Genomic DNA, 18,127 nt, shown 5'->3' with positions numbered 1-18,127 from the left:
TGACATAATTCACGCCAAGTGAGTAATTGCCCAAAGCCAAGGCAAATGCTCATCTTGGTTCAAGGGAGGAATTTGATGAAACTTCGCACGCTCACCCTGGGCTTGTTGTCGGCCAGCACGCTTGCGTTCGCCGCACATGCCGAATCCATCACCATCGCCACCGTCAACAATGGCGATATGGTCCGCATGCAAAAGCTGACCGAGGACTTCACCAAGGCGAACCCCGACATCCAGCTCAACTGGGTTACGCTCGAAGAAAACGTGCTGCGCGAGCGCGTCACCACCGACATCGCCACCAAGGGCGGCCAGTACGACGTGATGACCATCGGCACCTATGAGGTTCCGATCTGGGCCAAGCAGAGCTGGCTGCTGCCGCTCGACAAGCTCGGCGACGACTATGACGCCAAGGACATCATCCCGGCCATCGCCGGCGGCCTTTCGGTCGACGGCAAGCTCTATGCCGCGCCCTTCTACGGCGAAAGCTCCTTCGTCATGTACCGCAAGGACCTGATCGAGAAGGCCGGACTGAAGATGCCCGACGCGCCGACCTGGGACTTCATCAGGCAGGCCGCCGACAAGATGACCGATCGCGCCAATGGCGTGAACGGCGTGTGCCTGCGCGGCAAGGCCGGCTGGGGCGAGAACATGGCTTTCCTGACCGCCATGTCGAACTCCTTCGGGGCGCGCTGGTTCGACGAGAACTGGAAGCCGCAGTTCGATCAGCCGGAATGGAAGAACACGCTGCAGTTCTATGTCGACCTGATGAAGGCCGACGGCCCTGAGGGTGCGTCCTCCAACGGCTTCAACGAAAACCTGGCGCTGTTCCAGCAGGGCAAATGCGGCATGTGGATCGACGCCACCGTCGCTGCGTCCTTCGTTTCGGATCCGAAGAACTCGACCGTCGCCGACAAGGTCGGCTATGCGCTGGCGCCCGACAATGGCCTGGGCAAACGCGGCAACTGGCTGTGGGCCTGGTCGCTGGCCATTCCCGCCGGCACGCAAAAGGCCGATGCCGCCGAGAAGTTCGTCTCCTGGGCGACCAGCAAGCATTATGCGGAGCTCGTCGCTTCGAAGGAAGGCTGGGCCAACGTTCCTCCGGGCACGCGCTCCTCGCTCTATGCCAATGCCGAGTACCAGAAGGCGGCTCCGTTCGCCAAGATGACGCTGGACTCCATCAACGCCGCCGACCCGACGCATCCGACCGTCAAGCCGGTGCCCTATGTCGGCGTGCAGTTCGTCGCCATCCCCGAGTTCCAGGGACTTGGCACCACTGTCGGCCAGCTCTTCTCGGCGGCTCTTGCCGGCCAGTCGAGCGTCGACGATGCCCTGAAGCAGGCCCAGGACGCTGCCACCGCGGCAATGACCGAAGGCGGTTATATCAAGTAAGGCTCCTCCCGGTGCCGAATGCCGGTCGCCTCCTGACCGGCAACGGCCGCCCGAATTCCCAGTTCGGGCGGCCGCCTTTAACGCCTTTTGAAAATTCCGTCTGACCAGTGAAGGGTGACCGTCATGGCTACTCAGCAGACCCGTTCGCTTGCCCGTTTCATGATGGCGCCATCCGTGGTGCTGCTGTTCGTCTGGATGATTGTGCCGCTGGTCATCACCATCTGGTTCTCCTTCCAGCAGTACAACCCGCTCAATCCGATCCGCGACGGCTTCGTCGGCTTCTCGAACTACGCGCTGTTCTATTCCAACCCGGCCTTCCTGCAATCGATCCTCAACACGCTCACCTTGGTGGTCAGCGTGCTTTTGATCACGGTGATCGGCGGTATCCTTCTGGCGTTGCTGATCGACCAGCCGATGTGGGGCCAGGGCATCGTGCGCATTCTGGTCATCTCGCCGTTCTTCGTCATGCCGCCGGTGGCCGCGTTGGTCTGGAAGAATATGATCATGCACCCGCAATACGGAGTGTTCGCCGATATAGCGCGCTTCTTCGGGGCCCAGCCGATCGACTGGTTCGGGCAACATCCGATGCTGGCGATCATCATCATCGTCGCCTGGCAGTGGCTGCCTTTCGCCACGCTCATTCTCTTGACCGCGTTGCAGTCGCTCGACGGTGAGCAGAAGGAAGCCGCCGAGATGGACGGCGCCGGCTTCATCAGCCGCTTCATCTATCTGACGCTGCCGCACATGTCGCGCGCCATCACGGTCGTCATCCTGATCCAGACGATCTTCCTCCTCTCCGTCTATGCCGAGATCCTCGTCACCACCAATGGCGGCCCGGGATACGCCTCCACCAACCTGCCCTTCCTCGTCTACCAGAAGGCGTTGCTGGAGTTCAAAATCGGCCAGGCATCCGCCGGCGGCGTGATCGCCGTCATTCTCGCCAACATCGTTGCCTTCTTCGCCATGCGCGCGGTCGGCAAGAACCTGGACAAGTAAGGGAGGCTACGATGGCACGCTCAGTCACCACCCAGCACAAGACGATTGCGACAATTGCCGCCTGGATCGTCGCCCTGCTGATCTTCTTCCCGATCCTCTACACGATCATCACCTCGTTCAAGTCGGAGCAGGAAGCCATCCAGGGCTTCAGCATCATCCCGTCGGGAACGTTCGAGAGCTATGCCGAGGTTCAGGCGCAAAGCGGCTACTTCAAGTTCTTCTTCAACTCGGTGCTGCTCTCGGTCGGCTCGACCATCCTGGCCCTGCTGGTCGCCATACCGGCGGCATGGTCGATGGCCTTCTCGCCGACCAAGCGGACCAAGGACATCCTGATGTGGATGTTGTCCACCAAGATGATGCCCGCGGTCGCCGTGCTGTTCCCGATCTACCTGATCTTCCGCGACACAGGACTGCTCGACAGCCGCATCGGCCTGATGATCATGCTGATGCTGATCAATCTGCCGATCGTGGTGTGGATGCTCTACACCTACTTCCGCGAAATACCGGGAGAGATCCTGGAAGCGGCGCGCATGGACGGCGCATCGCTGTGGAACGAGATCGTCTATGTGCTGACGCCGATGGCGGTGCCGGGCATCGCCTCGACGATGCTGCTCAACATCATCCTGGCCTGGAACGAGGCGTTCTGGACGATCCGGCTGACGACGACGGAAGCCGCACCCTTGACCGCTTTCATCAGCTCGTTCTCCAGCCCGCAAGGCCTGTTCTGGGCCAAGCTTTCGGCCGCCTCGACACTGGCCATCGCGCCGATCCTGATTATGGGCTGGTTCAGCCAGAAGCAGCTGGTGCGCGGCCTGACATTTGGTGCGGTGAAATAACGGACGTTGCCTGAAGCAATCGGCAGAAATAACCCCTCGGGGAGGAAATCATGGGAAACATCACGCTCAAGAACGTCTCCAAATCCTTCGGAGCGACGTCCATCATCCCCGGTCTCGACCTGGTGATCGAGAATGGCGAATTCGTCGTCTTCGTCGGCCCGTCGGGTTGCGGCAAGTCAACGTTGCTGCGCCTGATCGCCGGGCTCGAGGACACCAGCGGCGGCTCCATCAACATCGACGGCCGCGACGTCACCGGCGAGGCGCCGGCCAAGCGCAAGCTGGCCATGGTGTTCCAGTCCTATGCGCTGTATCCGCATATGACGGTGGCCAAGAACATCGGCTTCCCGCTGAAGATGGCCGGCGAGGACAAGGCGACTATCGACAAGAAGGTGGGAGACGCGGCGCGCGTGCTCAACCTGACCAACTATCTCGAACGCCGGCCGGGCCAGCTTTCCGGCGGCCAGCGCCAGCGCGTCGCCATCGGCCGCGCCATCGTGCGTCAGCCGACCGCCTTCCTGTTCGACGAACCGCTGTCCAACCTCGATGCGGCACTGCGCGGCACCATGCGGCTGGAGATCAGCGAGTTGCACCATCAGCTCAAGACCACCATGATCTACGTTACCCACGACCAGGTCGAAGCCATGACCATGGCCGACAAGATCGTCGTGCTGAACGCCGGCAACATCGAGCAGGTCGGCTCGCCGATGGAGCTCTACAAGACGCCGAAGAACCTGTTCGTCGCCGGCTTCATCGGCTCGCCGAAGATGAACCTGATAGAAGGCGCGCCGGCTGCCAAAAACGGCGCCAAGACCATCGGCATCCGTCCCGAGCATCTGGAGATCTCGACCACGGCGGGCGAATGGAAAGCCACTGTCGGCGTCGCCGAACATCTCGGCTCCGACACCTTCCTGCACGTCCAGTCCGATGGCGTCGGTCCGCTGACAGTGCGCGCCGACGGCGAACTCGCCGTCCGTCACGGCGACACCATCTATCTGACAGCGGACAAGGCCAAGCTGCACCGCTTCGGCGCCGACGGAAAGGCGATGTGAGCATGAGACTGGCCGGCAAATCCGCGCTGATCACGGGTTCGGCCCGCGGCATCGGCAGAGCCTTCGCCGAAGCCTATGCCGGCGAAGGCGCAACCGTCGCCATCGCCGACATCAATCTCGAGGCGGCGCAGAAAACGGCCGCCGAGATCGGCGGCAAGGCCTATGCGGTCAAGCTCGACGTCACCGACCTCGCCTCGATCGAAGCGGCGGTGAAAGCCGTCGAGACGAAGACCGGCGGCCTGGATATCCTGATCAACAACGCCGCCCTGTTCGACCTGGCGCCGATCGTCGAGATCACCAAGGCAAGCTACGACAAATTGTTTTCCGTCAATGTCGCCGGCACGCTGTTCATGCTGCAGGCTGCCGCCCGCTCGATGATCGCCGCTGGCCGGGGCGGCAGGATCATCAACATGGCGAGCCAGGCCGGACGCCGCGGCGAGGCACTGGTCGGCGTCTACTGCGCCACCAAGGCCGCCGTCATCTCGCTGACCCAGTCGGCGGGGCTCGACCTCATCAAGCACCGCATCAACGTCAACGCGATTGCCCCTGGCGTGGTCGACGGCGAGCACTGGGATCACGTCGATTCGCTGTTCGCCAAATATGAAAACCGGCCGAGGGGCGAGAAGAAGAAACTGGTCGGCGAGGCGGTGCCCTATGGCCGCATGGGCACGGCGCAGGACCTTACCGGCATGGCGGTTTTTCTCGCCAGCGCCGACGCCGAATACGTCGTCGCCCAGACCTACAATGTCGACGGCGGCCAGTGGATGAGTTGAGGGCGGGGGACGGCCTCTGCTCCTCGTACCTCCGCGAGGAGCAGAGGCCGACATCAGCGGCTGTATCGACCTCAAGAAATGCCACCCCTTATCCTCTCCGCGTGGAGAGGGCGTAACGAAGGCCGAAGCCCGGCCGAAGGGTAAAACAGATGACCGTAAAACTCTCGTCCTCAAACCTCTCCAAGCTGCCCACTGAGGTCGCCGGTCCGAAGTATGACCGCGCAACATTGAAGGCCGGCATCGTGCATTTCGGCGTCGGCAATTTTCACCGCTCGCATCTGGCCGTCTATCTCGACGATCTGTTCAATGCGGGCATCGGCCATGACTGGGCGCTGATCGGCGCCGGCGTGTTCGACGGTGAAAAGATCGGTCGCGGCAAACTGGAAGAGCAGGACTGGCTGACCACCGTGGTCGAGCAGGACAGCGGCCATATGAGCGCACGCGTCACCGGCGCCATGATCGACTTCCTGATGCCTGGCGATGCCGCCGGCATCATCGAACAGCTTGCCGACCCGGCCATCAAAATCGTTTCGCTGACCATCACCGAAGGCGGCTATTTCATCGACCCGGCCTCCGGCGTGTTCAACCCGACCCATCCCGACATCGTCGCCGATGCTCAACCGGGCGCCACGCCGAAGACGGTGTTCGGCATCATCCTTGCCGGGCTGGTGCGGCGGCGCGACGAGGGCACCGTGCCGTTCACGGTCATGTCGTGCGACAACATTCCCCACAATGGCCATGTCACCTCCGACGGCGTCATCGGCCTGGCCCGCCTGATAGACGAGGACCTGGCGAACTGGCTCAGCGAGCATGTCGCCTTTCCGAACGGCATGGTCGATCGCATCACGCCGGCCACCACCGACCGCGAGCGCGGCATTCTCGCCAAGGATTTTGGCCTCGAGGACAACTGGCCGGTGTTTTGCGAACCGTTCCGGCAGTGGGTGCTGGAGGACCATTTCACCGATGGCCGGCCGCCGTTGGAAAAGGTCGGCGTGCAGTTCGTCAAAGACGTTGCGCCCTACGAATTGATGAAGATCCGCATCCTCAATGGCGGCCACGCCACCATCGCTTATCCGGCCGGGCTGATGGACATCCATTTCGTCCATGAGGCGATGCAGGAGCCGCTGGTGAGCGGGTTTCTGGCCAAGCTCGAACGGGAGGAAATCATCCCGACCGTGCCGCCGGTGCCGGACACGGTCCTGGAAGATTATTACCAGCTCATCGAGAGCCGCTTCTCCAATCCCAAGATCGGCGACACGGTGCGCCGGCTCTGCCTCGACGGCTCCAACCGCCAGCCGAAATTCATCATCCCGACCATCGCCGACCGGCTGAAGGCCGGGAAAAGCGTCGTCGGCCTGGCGCTGGAATCAGCGCTCTGGTGCCGCTACTGCTTCGGCACGACCGACAGCGGCGCCGTCATCGAGCCCAACGATCCGAGCTGGGACCGGCTGCAAGCGACGGCAAAGGCGGCAAAGGATGCTCCCGCCGCCTGGCTCGCCATGGATGACATCTATGGCGATGTCGGCCGCGCGACGGCGTTTGTCGAGGCCTTTGCCCATGCGCTCGACGTGCTGTGGGCGAATGGCGCGCGGGCGACGCTGACGCGCTACCTCGCCGGCAAGCTCTGAGAGCCATTCTCCGTCATGACGGCTGAGCTGGTCATCTTCGACTGCGATGGCGTGCTGGTCGACAGCGAGGCGCTCTCCGTATCGGCGCTGCTTGGCATGGTCAAACTTGCCGGCGGCAGCGTCAGTGAGGACGCCGCCTACGAGCATTTCCTCGGCAAGAGCATGAAAAGCGTGCGCGAGATCCTCGGCCGCGACTTCGGGCTCGATATCACCGACCTGCACCTGACCGAGATGCGCGTCGAATTGATGCGCAAATTCCGTGAGGAGCTGAAGCCGATCGCCGGCGTCAAGGAGATGCTGCCCAAGCTTGGGCTGCCGTACTGTGTCGCGTCCTCGGGCACGCTCGACCGCATCCGCTACGCGCTCGACGTCACCGGATTGCTTGGGCTGATGGAACCGCATCTGTTCAGTGCCACCATGGTGGCCAAGGGAAAGCCCGCGCCGGATCTGTTCCTGCATGCCGCCGCCAGCATGCGGGCCCATCCGCGCAAATGCCTCGTCGTCGAGGACAGCCCGGCCGGCATCGCTGCTGCGCGCGCGGCGGGGATGCGCGTGCTCGCCTTCACCGGCGGATCGCATGCCGGCAATCCCGCCTTGAAAGCGCGGCTTGCGTCGAGTGAACCGGACTTTATATTCGCTGACATGCTGCAATTGCCCGATCTGATTGCAGGCCTGGGAGCGAGAGACAGAGCATCTTGACGAAACAGTTCGTTTGCGCGGTCGATGTCGGCACCGGGAGCGCTCGCGCGGGCATTCTCGACACCAGTGGCACCTTGCTCGGCCGCGCCGAGCGGCCGATCGCCATGAACCAGCCGAAGCCCGATCACGCCGAGCATGATTCGCGCGATATCTGGTCGGCCGTCTGCACCGCCGTGCGCGCTGCCCGCGAAAAAGCCGGTGTCGAGCCTGAGGACATTGTCGGCATCTCCTTCGATGCCACCTGTTCGCTGGTGGTGCGCGACCGGCAAGGCAGCCAGCTCAGTGTCTCGGTCACGGGCGACAAACGCTGGGACACCGTCGTCTGGCTCGACCACCGCGCCATTGCCGAGGCCGACGAATGCACGGCAAGCGGCCACGCCGTGCTGAATTACATCGGCGGCGTCATGTCGCCGGAAATGGCGACGCCGAAACTGATGTGGCTGAAGCGCAATTTGCCGCAGACGTGGAATGAAGCCGGCTATTTATTCGACCTGACCGATTTCCTGACCTGGCAAGCGACGGGTTCGCTGGCCCGCTCGCAATGCACGCTGACCGCCAAATGGACCTATCTGGCACATGAGGACACAGGCTGGCGGCGCGATTTCTTCGAACTCGTCGGCCTCGGCGATCTTTTCGAGCACGGCAACCTGCCGGAGAGGGCCAGGCCGGTCGGCACCGATATCGGCCGATTGACGGCGCAAGCGGCGGCCGAGCTTGGGCTGAGCGAGAAATGCCGGGTCGGCGCCGGGGTCATCGATGCCTATGCCGGCGCACTTGGCGTGCTCGGCGGCTTTGCCGGCGACGAACAGGACATCGGCCGGCATTTGGCGCTGATCGCCGGCACGTCGAGCTGCGTCATGGCGATGTCACCGGATCCGCAGCCCTTCGCCGGCGTCTGGGGGCCGTATTACGGCGCGGCGCTGCCCCGGCTGTGGCTGTCGGAAGGCGGCCAGTCGGCGACCGGCGCCCTGCTCGACCACATCATCCGCTGGCACGGCGCCGGCGGCGAGCCGGATGCCGCCATGCATGCGAAGATCGCCAGGCGTGTCGCCGAGCTGCGCGCCGCCGAGGGCGACAACCTCGCCGCAAGGCTACATGTGCTGCCCGACTTTCATGGCAACCGCTCACCGCTCGCCGATCCGCATGCCGTCGGCGTCGTCAGCGGGCTGACGCTGGACTCCTCCTTCGACAGCCTGTGCAAGCTCTACTGGCGCACCGCCGTCGGCATCGCGCTCGGCGTGCGCCACGTGCTGGAGGCGCTGAACGAGAACGGCTATCTGATCGACACGCTGCACGTCACCGGCGGCCACACCAAGAACCCGCTGCTGATGGAACTCTACGCCGACGCCACCGGCTGCACGGTGATCGAGCCGCTGGCCGACGAGGCGGTGCTGCTCGGCACCGGCATGATCGCCGCCACCGCTGCCGGGCTGTTTCCCGACCTCAACGCCGCCTGTCTTGCCATGCAGCAAGGCGGCAGGAGGCGCCCGTCGAACCCGAAATCATCAGGGCGTTTCGAGCGCGACTACAAGGTTTTCCTCGAAATGCACCGCCAGCGGCGGATGCTGGACGCGATCCGGTAGAGCATTGGGGCCGGTCCCTGGCTCAATCCGTTCCCGTCCCTCCTCTCTTGCCTTCATGTCGCGTTTCGTCCAGAAGCTGACGCAAACGCCGCGAAACCGAAGGTTTTGCCGTTTGACATGCGGCTTCCGGCTCTGGCCGACGTGCCGTAGCTGGAAAGAGCGGAACAATGTCTGCGATCGAAGCCGGCGCTCGCGCGCCGGAAAATCTTTGGCGTCAGGAAATCAGGGCGACGCTGGCGCTCGCTTGGCCGATGGTGCTGACCAATCTCGGCCAGACCGCGATGACGGCCACCGACGTCATGATGATGGGTCGTCTGGGCTCGGATACGCTGGCTAGCGGCGCGCTTGGCGCCAACCTTTATTTCATGCCGCTGATCTTCGGCCTCGGCCTGATGCTGGCGACCTCGCCGATGATTGCCACCGAGCTTGGCCGCCGCCGCTATTCGGTGCGCGACCTGCGCCGCACCGTGCGCCAGGGCCTGTGGCTGGCGATCCTGATCTCGATCCCGATCTGGCTCGTGCTTTGGCACGGCGAGGGCATTCTATTGGCCATGGGCCAGGACCCGGTTCTGGCGCATCAGGCCGGCATCTATCTGCGCTGGCTCGAATGGGCGGTGCTGCCCTTCTACGGCTATATCGTGCTGCGCTCGTTCATCTCGGCTCTGGAGCGGCCGGGCTGGGCGCTGGTCATCGTCTTCGTCGCCGTCGCCTGCAACGTCTTCTTCAACTGGGTGTTCATGTTCGGCAATCTCGGCGTGCCGGCAATGGGCATTGCCGGTTCGGGCCTTGCCACCTCGCTGTCCTCAATGCTGATGTTCATCGGCCTGGCTGCCGTGGTGATGCTGGAGAAGAAGTTCCGCCGCTACCGTCTGTTCGGGCGCTTCTGGCGCGCCGACTGGCCGCGCTTCAAGGGACTGTTGCGGCTCGGCCTGCCGATTGCCGGCATTCTCGCCTTCGAGGTGACGATCTTCAATGCGGCGGCCCTGCTGATGGGTCTGATCGACGCGGATTCGCTGGCGGCGCACGCGATCGCCATCCAGATCGCCTCGATCTCCTTCATGGTGCCGCTTGGCCTCAACCAGGCGGTGACGGTGCGCGTCGGGCTTGCGCACGGCGCCGGCAATCCGGAAGGCGTTTCGCGCGCCGGCTGGACCGCTTTCGTCATCGGCGTCTCGTTCATGGCGCTGATGGGGCTGGTGATGATCCTGTGGCCGCATCCGCTGATCAGCGCCTTCATCGATCTGGGCAATCCGGCCAATGCCAGGGTGATCGCGCTTGCGGTGTCGTTCCTGGCCTTTGCCGCGCTGTTCCAGGTCTTCGACGGCGCCCAGGCGGTGGCCGCCGGCATGCTGCGCGGCCTGCACGACACCAAGGTGCCGATGATCTATGCCGCGATCGGCTATTGGGGCGTCGGCCTGCCGCTCGGCGTGCTGCTCGCCTTCCATTTCGGCCTGCATGGCGTCGGTATCTGGATCGGCCTGTCGACGGGGCTGGCCGTGGTGGCCGCGCTGCTGCTGGCGCGCTGGCTGCGGCGCGACCGACTGGCGCCGCCGCTGGTGTTTGAGCATTGAAACAGAACGGCCGGTGGCCCGGCGGCTGTTGTCCTGTGGGCGTTGGCTCATTGAACAACGCCTTCACAACTCCGCGATGGAGGCGGTCAGAATGTCGGCGGCGTGTTGACCCAGAGGATACGGACCGTGGTCGAACCGATATTGCGGTAGCCATGGCCGAGTTCGGAGTTGAAATAGAACGCGTCGCCTGCCTCGAGCGCCACCACGTTCGCCTCGACCAGCAACTCGACGGAACCTTCGAGCACGTAGCCGAATTCCTGTCCCTTATGGCTGATCAACTCGAGGCTGCCGCCGCCGGCCTCGATCACGTGGACGTTGATCTGCAGCAGATACTCCGGACCGGATGGCACCAATTGCTCGAGCACGACATGGTTGCCCGAGCGCCGATGTCCCGTCTCCATGTGCGGACGCTCGTTTTGCCGCAACACGAACACTTCCGAGGCATTGTGCTGCAGCGTGCCGAACATAGCGTTCATGTTGATGCCCAGCGCCTGCACCAGCCGGTGCAGAGCCGCCATCGAGGGCGTCGCGCGGTCGTTTTCGATCTTCGAGAGATAACCCTCGGTCAGCCCGATGCGGGCGCCGAGCTCTTCCAGGCTGAGGCCAAGCACCTGTCTGGCATGGCGCAGCTTGACGCCGATCCTCGGGGTTCCGTTTCTGTCGCGCATGTCAGGTCCGCGTCTTCATCCAGTCCGCCAGCTTCGCCAACAGAAAATCGACTTCCGCCTCGGTGTTATAATGGGCCAGCCCGATGCGGACGACGCCGTTGCGGTCCGCAAGCCCCAGCCGCTTGATTGGCTCCAAACCGTAATTGTGGCCGTGCCAGAGATAGATGCCTTCCTTTGCCATCGCCTTGGCGATATCGGCGGGATCGGTTCCGTCAACGGTGATCGACACGGTAGGCACCCGGCGCCCCAGCGCCGCCACATCGGTTATACCCTGGATGACGACGCCATCAATTCTGGACAATCCGGCAATCAGCCGTGCTGTCAGGACACGCTCATGACGGTCGGCGACTTCAATGCCGGCGACGATGCGCTCGCGCCGCGTCGCCTGCGGGTGGACGTTGCCGAAGGACTGTCCGAGCCAGGCATAGTGCTCGACGGCGCCAAGCACCCCGGCAAGCGCCTCGCGGCTTGTCGTCCCCGTCTCGAATTTTCCAGGTGGCGTGTTCGAAGCCGCGCGCACCTTGTAGGCGGTCAGTGCCTGCAGCAGATCGAACCGGCCCCACAACACCCCGTGATGCGGTCCGAAAAATTTATAGGCCGAGCAAACCAGGAAATCACAGCCGATCTCCTGGACGTCGATCACCCCATGCGGCGCGAACTGCACCGCGTCGATATAGCTCAGCGCCCCGACCGCGCGTGCGCGCTGCGCGATCCGCTTCACGTCGTTGATCGTGCCGGTAACGTTGCTGGCATAGCCGACGGCGACCAGCTTGACCTCCTCGTCGATAGTGGCCTCCAGCGTTGACAGGTCGAGTTCGAACGTTTTTGGATCGAGGTCGATCCAGCGTACCTCAAGCCCGCGATCCTCCGCCAGCATCAGCCATGGTGCGACGTTGGCGTCATGATCCATGCGCGTCAACACGATGGCGTCGCCGGCGTTCAGATCGCGGCCGATGGCGCGCGAGACGGCGAAAGTCAGCGTCGTCATGTTCTGGCCGAACACCACCTCACGCCGGTCCGCGGCATTGAAGAAATCGGCCATCGCCTGATGCGCGTCGTCGGCCATCGCCTGGGCCGCGAGTGAGGTTTCGAAATAGCCACCAAGATTGGCGTTGGTCTCGATCATGGCACGCGTCATGCGCTCGATCGAACGGCTCGCCATCTGGGTTCCCGCGGGATTGTCGAAGAAAATCCGCTTCTTCGGCTCGGCACCTCTCGCCATCGCCGGAAAAGCATCGCGGACTGTGTCTACATCCATGTCTGAATTCCGTGTGTCTGGTGATCGTTGTGTGGCGGCCCCTAGACGCCGCCAGCTGCGGTTTCACGCGTTCAGCCGGCCGCTTCATGGATGGCGACAGCGCGAGCCGGGAAGCCGGATCCGGCCTTTGGCTTTGGCCAGCTTGCCATTATCAACGCGCCGGCTTCAGGCACCTTGTCGAGATTGGCCAGGAGCTCGATCTGCCAGCAGTCGCGGGACAGCACATAGTATTCCAGGCTTGCGTCACCCGCGGAAGTGGCGCGGCCGGGATCGGTGTCCATGCCCTCGTGCCCGATGGCAGCGACACCGCGGCGTTCCAAAAGTTCCTCCAGCACCGGCTTCGACCAGCCCGGCGCATGCGAGATACCGTCGGCCGACTTGTTCTGAAACGCCACGGGATCTGGCCAGCGCGGCCACCACCCAGTGCGAAGTGCGACAAAACACTTTTCCGGGATACGGCCGTTCCGTGTCTCCCAGGCGGAAATGTCGTCGAGCGTCGGCGTCGCGTCGGGATCGGCGGCGACCCTGTCGCTGATGTCGAGGATGACCAACGGCAGAAGCATCTCCGCCACCGGCAGTTGGTCGATCGAGCGGCCGCCGTCGATGAAGTGCACCGGGGGATCGACATGGGTGCCCCACTGTCCGACGAAGGCGTAGTGGTGGACCTGGAAGGCGTCACCCTTCGAAAAATCGAGCAACGCACGGCGCTCCTCGTCCGGGAAGGCCGGGAAGTGCGGCTGGCCCGGATGAAAGGCATGCGTCAGGTCGGTGAAGGTCGCGGCGGAGAGCCGCGACCTGTAGATGTCCCACAGGGAACCCGGAGTGGACAAGATCACGGCTCCGCGACGAAGGTCGGTGCCGCTTCACTTGCAAGGACAAGCTTGCCGTCCTTGACACCGATGACCGAGACCGATTTGTCCGGCACCGAAATGCCCGGGCGGTAGGTGATCGTTCCGGTCACGCCGTCGAGCCCGGACGTAGCGGCCAACGCGTCACGAATCTTGGCCGGATCCGGCGCACCGGCACGCTTGATCGCGTCGGCCATCAGCTTGACCGAATCGTAGCCGAGCGCAGCGAACGCGTTCTCCGGGGCATTGCCGGCCGACTTGGTGTAGGCGTCGATGAAGGCCTGCACCTTCGAGGTGGCGCCCTCACCGATATAGGCGTGGGTGGTGAAGTAGGTGTCCTTGGCCGCGTCGCCGCCGACCTGGATCAGCAAGGGCGTGTCGTAACCGTCGCCGCCGACCACCGGCAGGTTGATGCCGGCCTGGCGCATCTGCTTCAAGATCAGGCCGATTTCCTCGGCATTCGACGACGCATAGACGAAGTCGGGCTGCGGCGACAGCGCCTTCAGTTTGGCGATCTGCGCGGTAAAGGTCTTGTCGCCGATCTTGTAGGTGTCGCGCTCCAAGATCTTGCCCCCGCCATGCTCGTAGGCGGTGACGAAGTAGTCCGACAGCAGCGTTGTGTATTCGGTGCCGATGTCGGTCAGCAGGTAGGCGGTCTTGCCGTTCAGCTTGTTCAGCGCAAATTCCGCGCCAACCGCAGCCTGAACGTTGTCGCCGAAGGCGGCGAGGAAGATCTCGTTGCCGAGCTGGCTCGGCAATTTCGGCGAGGTCGCGCCGGGCGTGATGAACGGGATCTGCGCCTTCTGGACCTGCGGTCCGATGGCCAGCACCGAATCGGAATCGGCGAAGCCGATGATGCCGACGACCTTGTCGCTGTCGATCAACTGGCTGGCGACGGTCGAGATCGTCGTCGAATCGCTCTTGGAGTCGTAGATCACCAGTTCTATCTGTTGGCCGAGCACGCCGCCGGCGGCGTTGATTTCGCTTGCCGCCAGCTTGGCGCCATTCAGCATCGGACCGTCGAGCGAGGCCTGAATGCCGGTCAGGTTTGCCGGATAGCCGATCTTGATCGTGTCGGCAGCAAGTGCCGTGCTGGCCGAGGCAAGCGCGAAGAATGCGCCCAGTCCCAGGCCGATGGTGTCGCGTCGAGTGAGTTTGATCATCGTTTTCGTTCCTCTGTCTGGTTCACCGTTGCCGATCTTTGGGTTAATCCGAACGTAAGTTCCCGGTCCCCCATGATCCCCTTCGGCCGGAAGATCATGACTAGAATGAAGATGAAGCCGAGCACGATCTGGCTGGCGCCAAACAGGGCCGGCACCGCGAAATCGCCGATCGTGAAGCCGCGTTCGACCGAGCGCAGGACCTCCGACAACAGCGAAACGCAGATGACGCCAACCACCGCGCCGGTCAGGGAGCCCATGCCGCCCAGCACCAGCATTGTGATCAGGCTCATCGTCAGCGCGAAGTAAAAGGTGTTCGGCGAAAACGAGCCGAGATAATGTGCGTAGAGCGACCCGCCGACGCCTGAGAAGAATGCGCCGATGACGAAGGCGATCAGTCTGGTCCGCAACACGCCGATGCCGACAGCGCTGGCCGCGATTGTGTCGTCGCGCACCGCCTTCATGGCGCGCCCGAAAGGCGAATAGACCAGGCGCGCCAGAACGAACACCGTGATGGCGAGCCAACCCATCACCCAGGGCAACGTCGTCTCCAGCGGCACGCCGGTGAAAGTGCGGGCGCCTCGGGTGAAATCCGACGCATTGATCAGCACTACGTTGACGATAATCAAGAATCCCATCGTCGCCACCGAAACGAAATAGCCCGACAGGCGCATCAAGGGATAACCGACGACCACGGCAAGCAGCGCCGTCAGAAGACCTGCCACCAGCGTCGCCGGCAGGAAGGGGAGGCTGAAAGCATGCAGAAACGCCGGGAGATGCGGCAGCAGTGCCATCTTCTGCTGTACGGGAATCGACAGTATTCCCGATATATACGCGCCGGCGCCGATGAAGCCGACATGACCGAGCGAAAACACGCCCGTAAAACCGTTGCTCAGCGACAGCGCCAGCACCAGGATTGCATTCAGCGCGATCAGCAGGATAATCCGGACGAAATAGTCGCTCAGCACGTGCGGCGCACCGAAAGCGACAGCTGCTCCCGCCACCAGGGCGACGAGGACGAGGAGTGTGATCCGCGCTTCCCGGCTCACAGCTTTATCTCCCGGTTTGGCTGGAGCAGCCCGCCCGGGCGCACCAGGAGAAAGGCGATCAGCACGGCGAAGACGATTGCGTCGCGATAGGACGAGACGCTGCTCGGCAGGAATGCGACGATGAAGATCTCCAGCGCGCCCAATATGTAGCCGCCCACCAGGGCGCCCGCGATCGACCCGAAGCCGCCGATGATTGCCGCCACGAAAGCCTTCAGGAGCGGCGTGAAGCCCATCTGCGGCTGCACCACGCCGGCCTGTGCCGCCCACAAAATGCCGGCGAGGCCGGCATAGGCGGATGCGACGATGAAGGCGACGATGATCAGCCGGTTGACGTTCAGACCGACAAGGTGTGCCGCCGACATGTCCTCGGCTGCGGCGCGCATGCCGAGCCCGGTCGTGGTGCGCGTGATGAACCAGCCGAGGAGCAGCAGCGACACGAAGGTCAGCGCGATGGTCAGGAGATTGATGCTGGTGAAGGTGATGGCGCCGTTCGACATTTCCCAGGAGGTGTTGAGAATATCGGGGAGTGGAAAATTGCGCGGCGAGGAGGTGAACACCAGGATTCCGACGTTCTCGATGATGTAGGTGACGGCGAGGCTGGTGAGCAGTCGCGCAACGTCGGGCGCGTCGCGGATCGGACGATAGGCGATGCGTTCGATGAGGAAGCCGGCGACGGCGGCTGCGGCGATGCCGCAGATCACGGCGACCGGGAACGGAACGCCGATGCCGACCAGCAGAGCTACCCCGAAGGCGCCTACCATCATGACGTCGCCATGCGCGAAATTGGTGAGCTTGAGGACGCCGAAGACGATCGACAGGCCGACCGCCACCAGTGCGTAGAGGCTGCCGAGGCTCACCGCGTTGACGATCTGCTGCAGGATATAGTCCAGCTGGGTCATGTTGCCGCCCCGAGATATGCCTGGGCCACGCGTTCGCTGTCGCGCAGTTCCGCGGACCGGCCCGACAGCGCCACCTGACCCGTGCGCAGCACATAGGCGCGGTCGGCGAGGTCCAGGGCAAGCGTGATGTTCTGTTCCACCAGCAGCATCGTCATGCCCTGGCGCTTCAGTTCGGCAAGCGCGCTGAAGATGTGGCGGACCAGCAGCGGCGCAACGCCGAGCGAAGGCTCGTCGAGCAGCAGCAGGCGCGGCGCCGCCATCAGCGCACGCGCCAGAGCAAGCTGCTGCTGTTCGCCCCCCGACAGCGTGCCGGCCAGTTGCTTCAGCCGCTGCTTGAGAATCGGGAACAGCATGAACATGCGCTCGCTATCTCTGACGATGGCCTCCTTGTCGGTGCGGGTGCAGGCGCCGAGCCGCAGATTGTCGGCCACCGTCAGGCCGCCGAACAGGCGCCTGCCCTCCGGGCTCTGCGCGATGCCCAGAGTTACGATACGCGACGGAGCGATACCTCCGATCGGCTTGCCATCGAAGATGATCTTGCCGCCGCGCGGCCGCGACAGGCCGGAAATGGTGCGCAAGGTCGTGCTCTTGCCGGCGCCGTTGGCCCCCACCAACGCCACCACCTCGCCGGCATGGACATCGAGCGAAATGCCCTTCAGCGCACGCACCGCGCCGAAATTGACCTCGAGGTTCTCGACGCTGAGCAGAACGGGGCTAGGCGTGGCCAAGATACGCCTCCCGCACTTTCGGGTGTTCGCGTACCTGCTCCGGTGTTCCGACGCAGATCACCTCGCCGGTCGCCAGCACCTGGATGCGTTCGCACAGCGCCATGATCAGGTCCATGTCGTGCTCGACAACGACCACCGTTACGCCGTAGCGGTCACGAATCGTCCGAATCAGCGCCGCCAACACCTTGGTCTCGTTGGAATCAAGCCCGGCTGCGGGCTCATCGAGCAGCAGCAGCTGCGGGCCGGTCGCCAACGCACGCGCAATCTCCAGCCGCCGCTGATCGCCGTAGGGAAGATCCGCGGCGACCCTGCCGGCCTGATCTATCAGGCCCATGAGGTCGAGGAGTTCGTCGGCCTGCTGCCGCGTCGCGGCCACCCGCTCGCGATAGCGCCGACCGCGCAGCACGGTATCGGCGGGCCCGACAGGATGGCGCAGCTGCGCCGCCGTCAGCACGTTCTGTGCGACACTGAGGCTGCCGAATAGGCGAGAACCCTGGAAGGTGCGGGCGATGCCCATCGCGACGATCTGCGATGTGCGCAGGCCGACGATCGAACGGCCCTCCATCTCGATGCTACCGGAATTCGGCTGGGAGAAGCCGGTGATCAGGTTGAAAAGCGTGCTCTTGCCCGAGCCATTCGGCCCGATTACCCCAATGATTTCACCTTCGTGCAGCTCGATGGAATGATCCCGCAGGGCAACCAGCCCTCGAAAGGCTTTTGTCAGCCCAACCGTCTTCAACAGCACTCGACTCGACTGTCTATCCACGCGCCGGTTTGCCCCTGTCCGCCCTCGCCGCCCCGTTCGGCCCGGTCAAGCATCAAATGGACAATTCGAACGGCAAGATGTCAAGACCTATTCCTAGCAGGAAAGCTATATGCCTGCCTCGGCTCGACCGTTGCCGCGACAGCACCGGCATCGATGCAGGGCTGCGCTACCGAACTGGGTTTCCTGGCTTGCAGTCCAGCGCCGGCGCTCGCTTCTCGAGCCTCCGCGCA

The 18,127-nt window shown here is 63.6% G+C and carries 17 protein-coding genes; 9 read left to right on the top strand and 8 right to left on the bottom strand.

The features are described from left to right. The first annotated feature begins 75 nt into the window (after window positions 1–75). From NKH52_RS14545 to NKH52_RS14505, 9 genes are all read left to right on the top strand, one after another. Window positions 76–1,386, top strand: coding sequence for an ABC transporter substrate-binding protein (locus NKH52_RS14545; RefSeq protein WP_352730476.1), 1,311 nt, complete (start codon window positions 76–78; stop codon window positions 1,384–1,386). Between the two features lie 123 nt (window positions 1,387–1,509). Next, complete coding sequence (locus NKH52_RS14540) at window positions 1,510–2,382, top strand: carbohydrate ABC transporter permease (RefSeq protein ID WP_013528414.1); 873 nt, start codon at window positions 1,510–1,512, stop codon at window positions 2,380–2,382. An 11-nt stretch (window positions 2,383–2,393) separates the two neighbouring features. After that, on the top strand, window positions 2,394–3,218 hold the full coding sequence (locus NKH52_RS14535; protein WP_352553102.1) for a carbohydrate ABC transporter permease: 825 nt from the start codon (window positions 2,394–2,396) through the stop codon (window positions 3,216–3,218). Window positions 3,219–3,268: 50 nt separating this feature from the next. After that, entirely contained in the window at window positions 3,269–4,267 is a 999-nt protein-coding gene (locus NKH52_RS14530) for an ABC transporter ATP-binding protein (RefSeq protein WP_023810706.1), read from the top strand. A gap of 2 nt (window positions 4,268–4,269) precedes the next feature. Further along, complete coding sequence (locus NKH52_RS14525) at window positions 4,270–5,040, top strand: L-iditol 2-dehydrogenase (protein ID WP_128304237.1); 771 nt, start codon at window positions 4,270–4,272, stop codon at window positions 5,038–5,040. Between the two features lie 149 nt (window positions 5,041–5,189). Beyond that, window positions 5,190–6,668 (top strand): mannitol dehydrogenase family protein, encoded by a 1,479-nt coding sequence (locus tag NKH52_RS14520; protein WP_352730474.1) that lies wholly within the window; start codon window positions 5,190–5,192, stop codon window positions 6,666–6,668. Between the two features lie 15 nt (window positions 6,669–6,683). Continuing rightward, window positions 6,684–7,367: an HAD family hydrolase gene (locus tag NKH52_RS14515; protein ID WP_352730472.1), complete on the top strand. Its 684-nt coding sequence runs from the start codon at window positions 6,684–6,686 to the stop codon at window positions 7,365–7,367. Then, entirely contained in the window at window positions 7,364–8,950 is a 1,587-nt protein-coding gene (locus NKH52_RS14510; protein WP_352730470.1) for an FGGY-family carbohydrate kinase, read from the top strand. Before NKH52_RS14515 ends, NKH52_RS14510 begins: the two co-directional genes overlap by 4 nt. A 167-nt stretch (window positions 8,951–9,117) precedes the next feature. Next, entirely contained in the window at window positions 9,118–10,521 is a 1,404-nt protein-coding gene (locus NKH52_RS14505; protein WP_352730468.1) for an MATE family efflux transporter, read from the top strand. 86 nt (window positions 10,522–10,607) lie between these two features. On the opposite strand, the gene NKH52_RS14500 is transcribed toward NKH52_RS14505, so the two are convergent. From NKH52_RS14500 to NKH52_RS14465, 8 genes are all read right to left on the bottom strand, one after another. Then, window positions 10,608–11,189 carry a cupin domain-containing protein gene (locus NKH52_RS14500; protein WP_127260870.1) on the bottom strand — a complete coding sequence of 194 codons (582 nt, stop codon included), beginning with the start codon at window positions 11,187–11,189 and terminating at the stop codon, window positions 10,608–10,610. Window position 11,190: 1 nt separating this feature from the next. Then, window positions 11,191–12,447 (bottom strand): cysteine desulfurase-like protein, encoded by a 1,257-nt coding sequence (locus NKH52_RS14495; protein ID WP_352730465.1) that lies wholly within the window; start codon window positions 12,445–12,447, stop codon window positions 11,191–11,193. A gap of 71 nt (window positions 12,448–12,518) precedes the next feature. Beyond that, window positions 12,519–13,283, bottom strand: coding sequence for a cyclase family protein (locus NKH52_RS14490; protein ID WP_352730463.1), 765 nt, complete (start codon window positions 13,281–13,283; stop codon window positions 12,519–12,521). Continuing rightward, window positions 13,280–14,458, bottom strand: a complete 1,179-nt coding sequence (locus NKH52_RS14485; RefSeq protein WP_352730461.1) for an ABC transporter substrate-binding protein — start codon at window positions 14,456–14,458, stop codon at window positions 13,280–13,282. Before NKH52_RS14485 ends, NKH52_RS14490 begins: the two co-directional genes overlap by 4 nt. Then, window positions 14,455–15,504, bottom strand: coding sequence for a branched-chain amino acid ABC transporter permease (locus tag NKH52_RS14480; RefSeq protein ID WP_023810716.1), 1,050 nt, complete (start codon window positions 15,502–15,504; stop codon window positions 14,455–14,457). The genes NKH52_RS14485 and NKH52_RS14480 overlap by 4 nt, the downstream gene beginning before the upstream one ends. After that, entirely contained in the window at window positions 15,501–16,403 is a 903-nt protein-coding gene (locus NKH52_RS14475) for a branched-chain amino acid ABC transporter permease (protein ID WP_013528427.1), read from the bottom strand. Before NKH52_RS14475 ends, NKH52_RS14480 begins: the two co-directional genes overlap by 4 nt. After that, window positions 16,400–17,131 (bottom strand): ABC transporter ATP-binding protein, encoded by a 732-nt coding sequence (locus NKH52_RS14470; protein ID WP_081734824.1) that lies wholly within the window; start codon window positions 17,129–17,131, stop codon window positions 16,400–16,402. Before NKH52_RS14470 ends, NKH52_RS14475 begins: the two co-directional genes overlap by 4 nt. After that, window positions 17,118–17,876, bottom strand: a complete 759-nt coding sequence (locus NKH52_RS14465) for an ABC transporter ATP-binding protein (RefSeq protein WP_352730458.1) — start codon at window positions 17,874–17,876, stop codon at window positions 17,118–17,120. The genes NKH52_RS14470 and NKH52_RS14465 overlap by 14 nt, the downstream gene beginning before the upstream one ends. Between the last annotated feature and the right edge of the window lie 251 nt (window positions 17,877–18,127).

This window comes from Mesorhizobium sp. M1066, assembly GCF_040318635.1.
Taxonomy (GTDB): Bacteria; Pseudomonadota; Alphaproteobacteria; order Rhizobiales; family Rhizobiaceae; genus Mesorhizobium.
The sequence above is the reverse complement of the archived record's forward strand: the minus strand, read 5'-3'. Positions and strand labels throughout refer to the sequence as shown.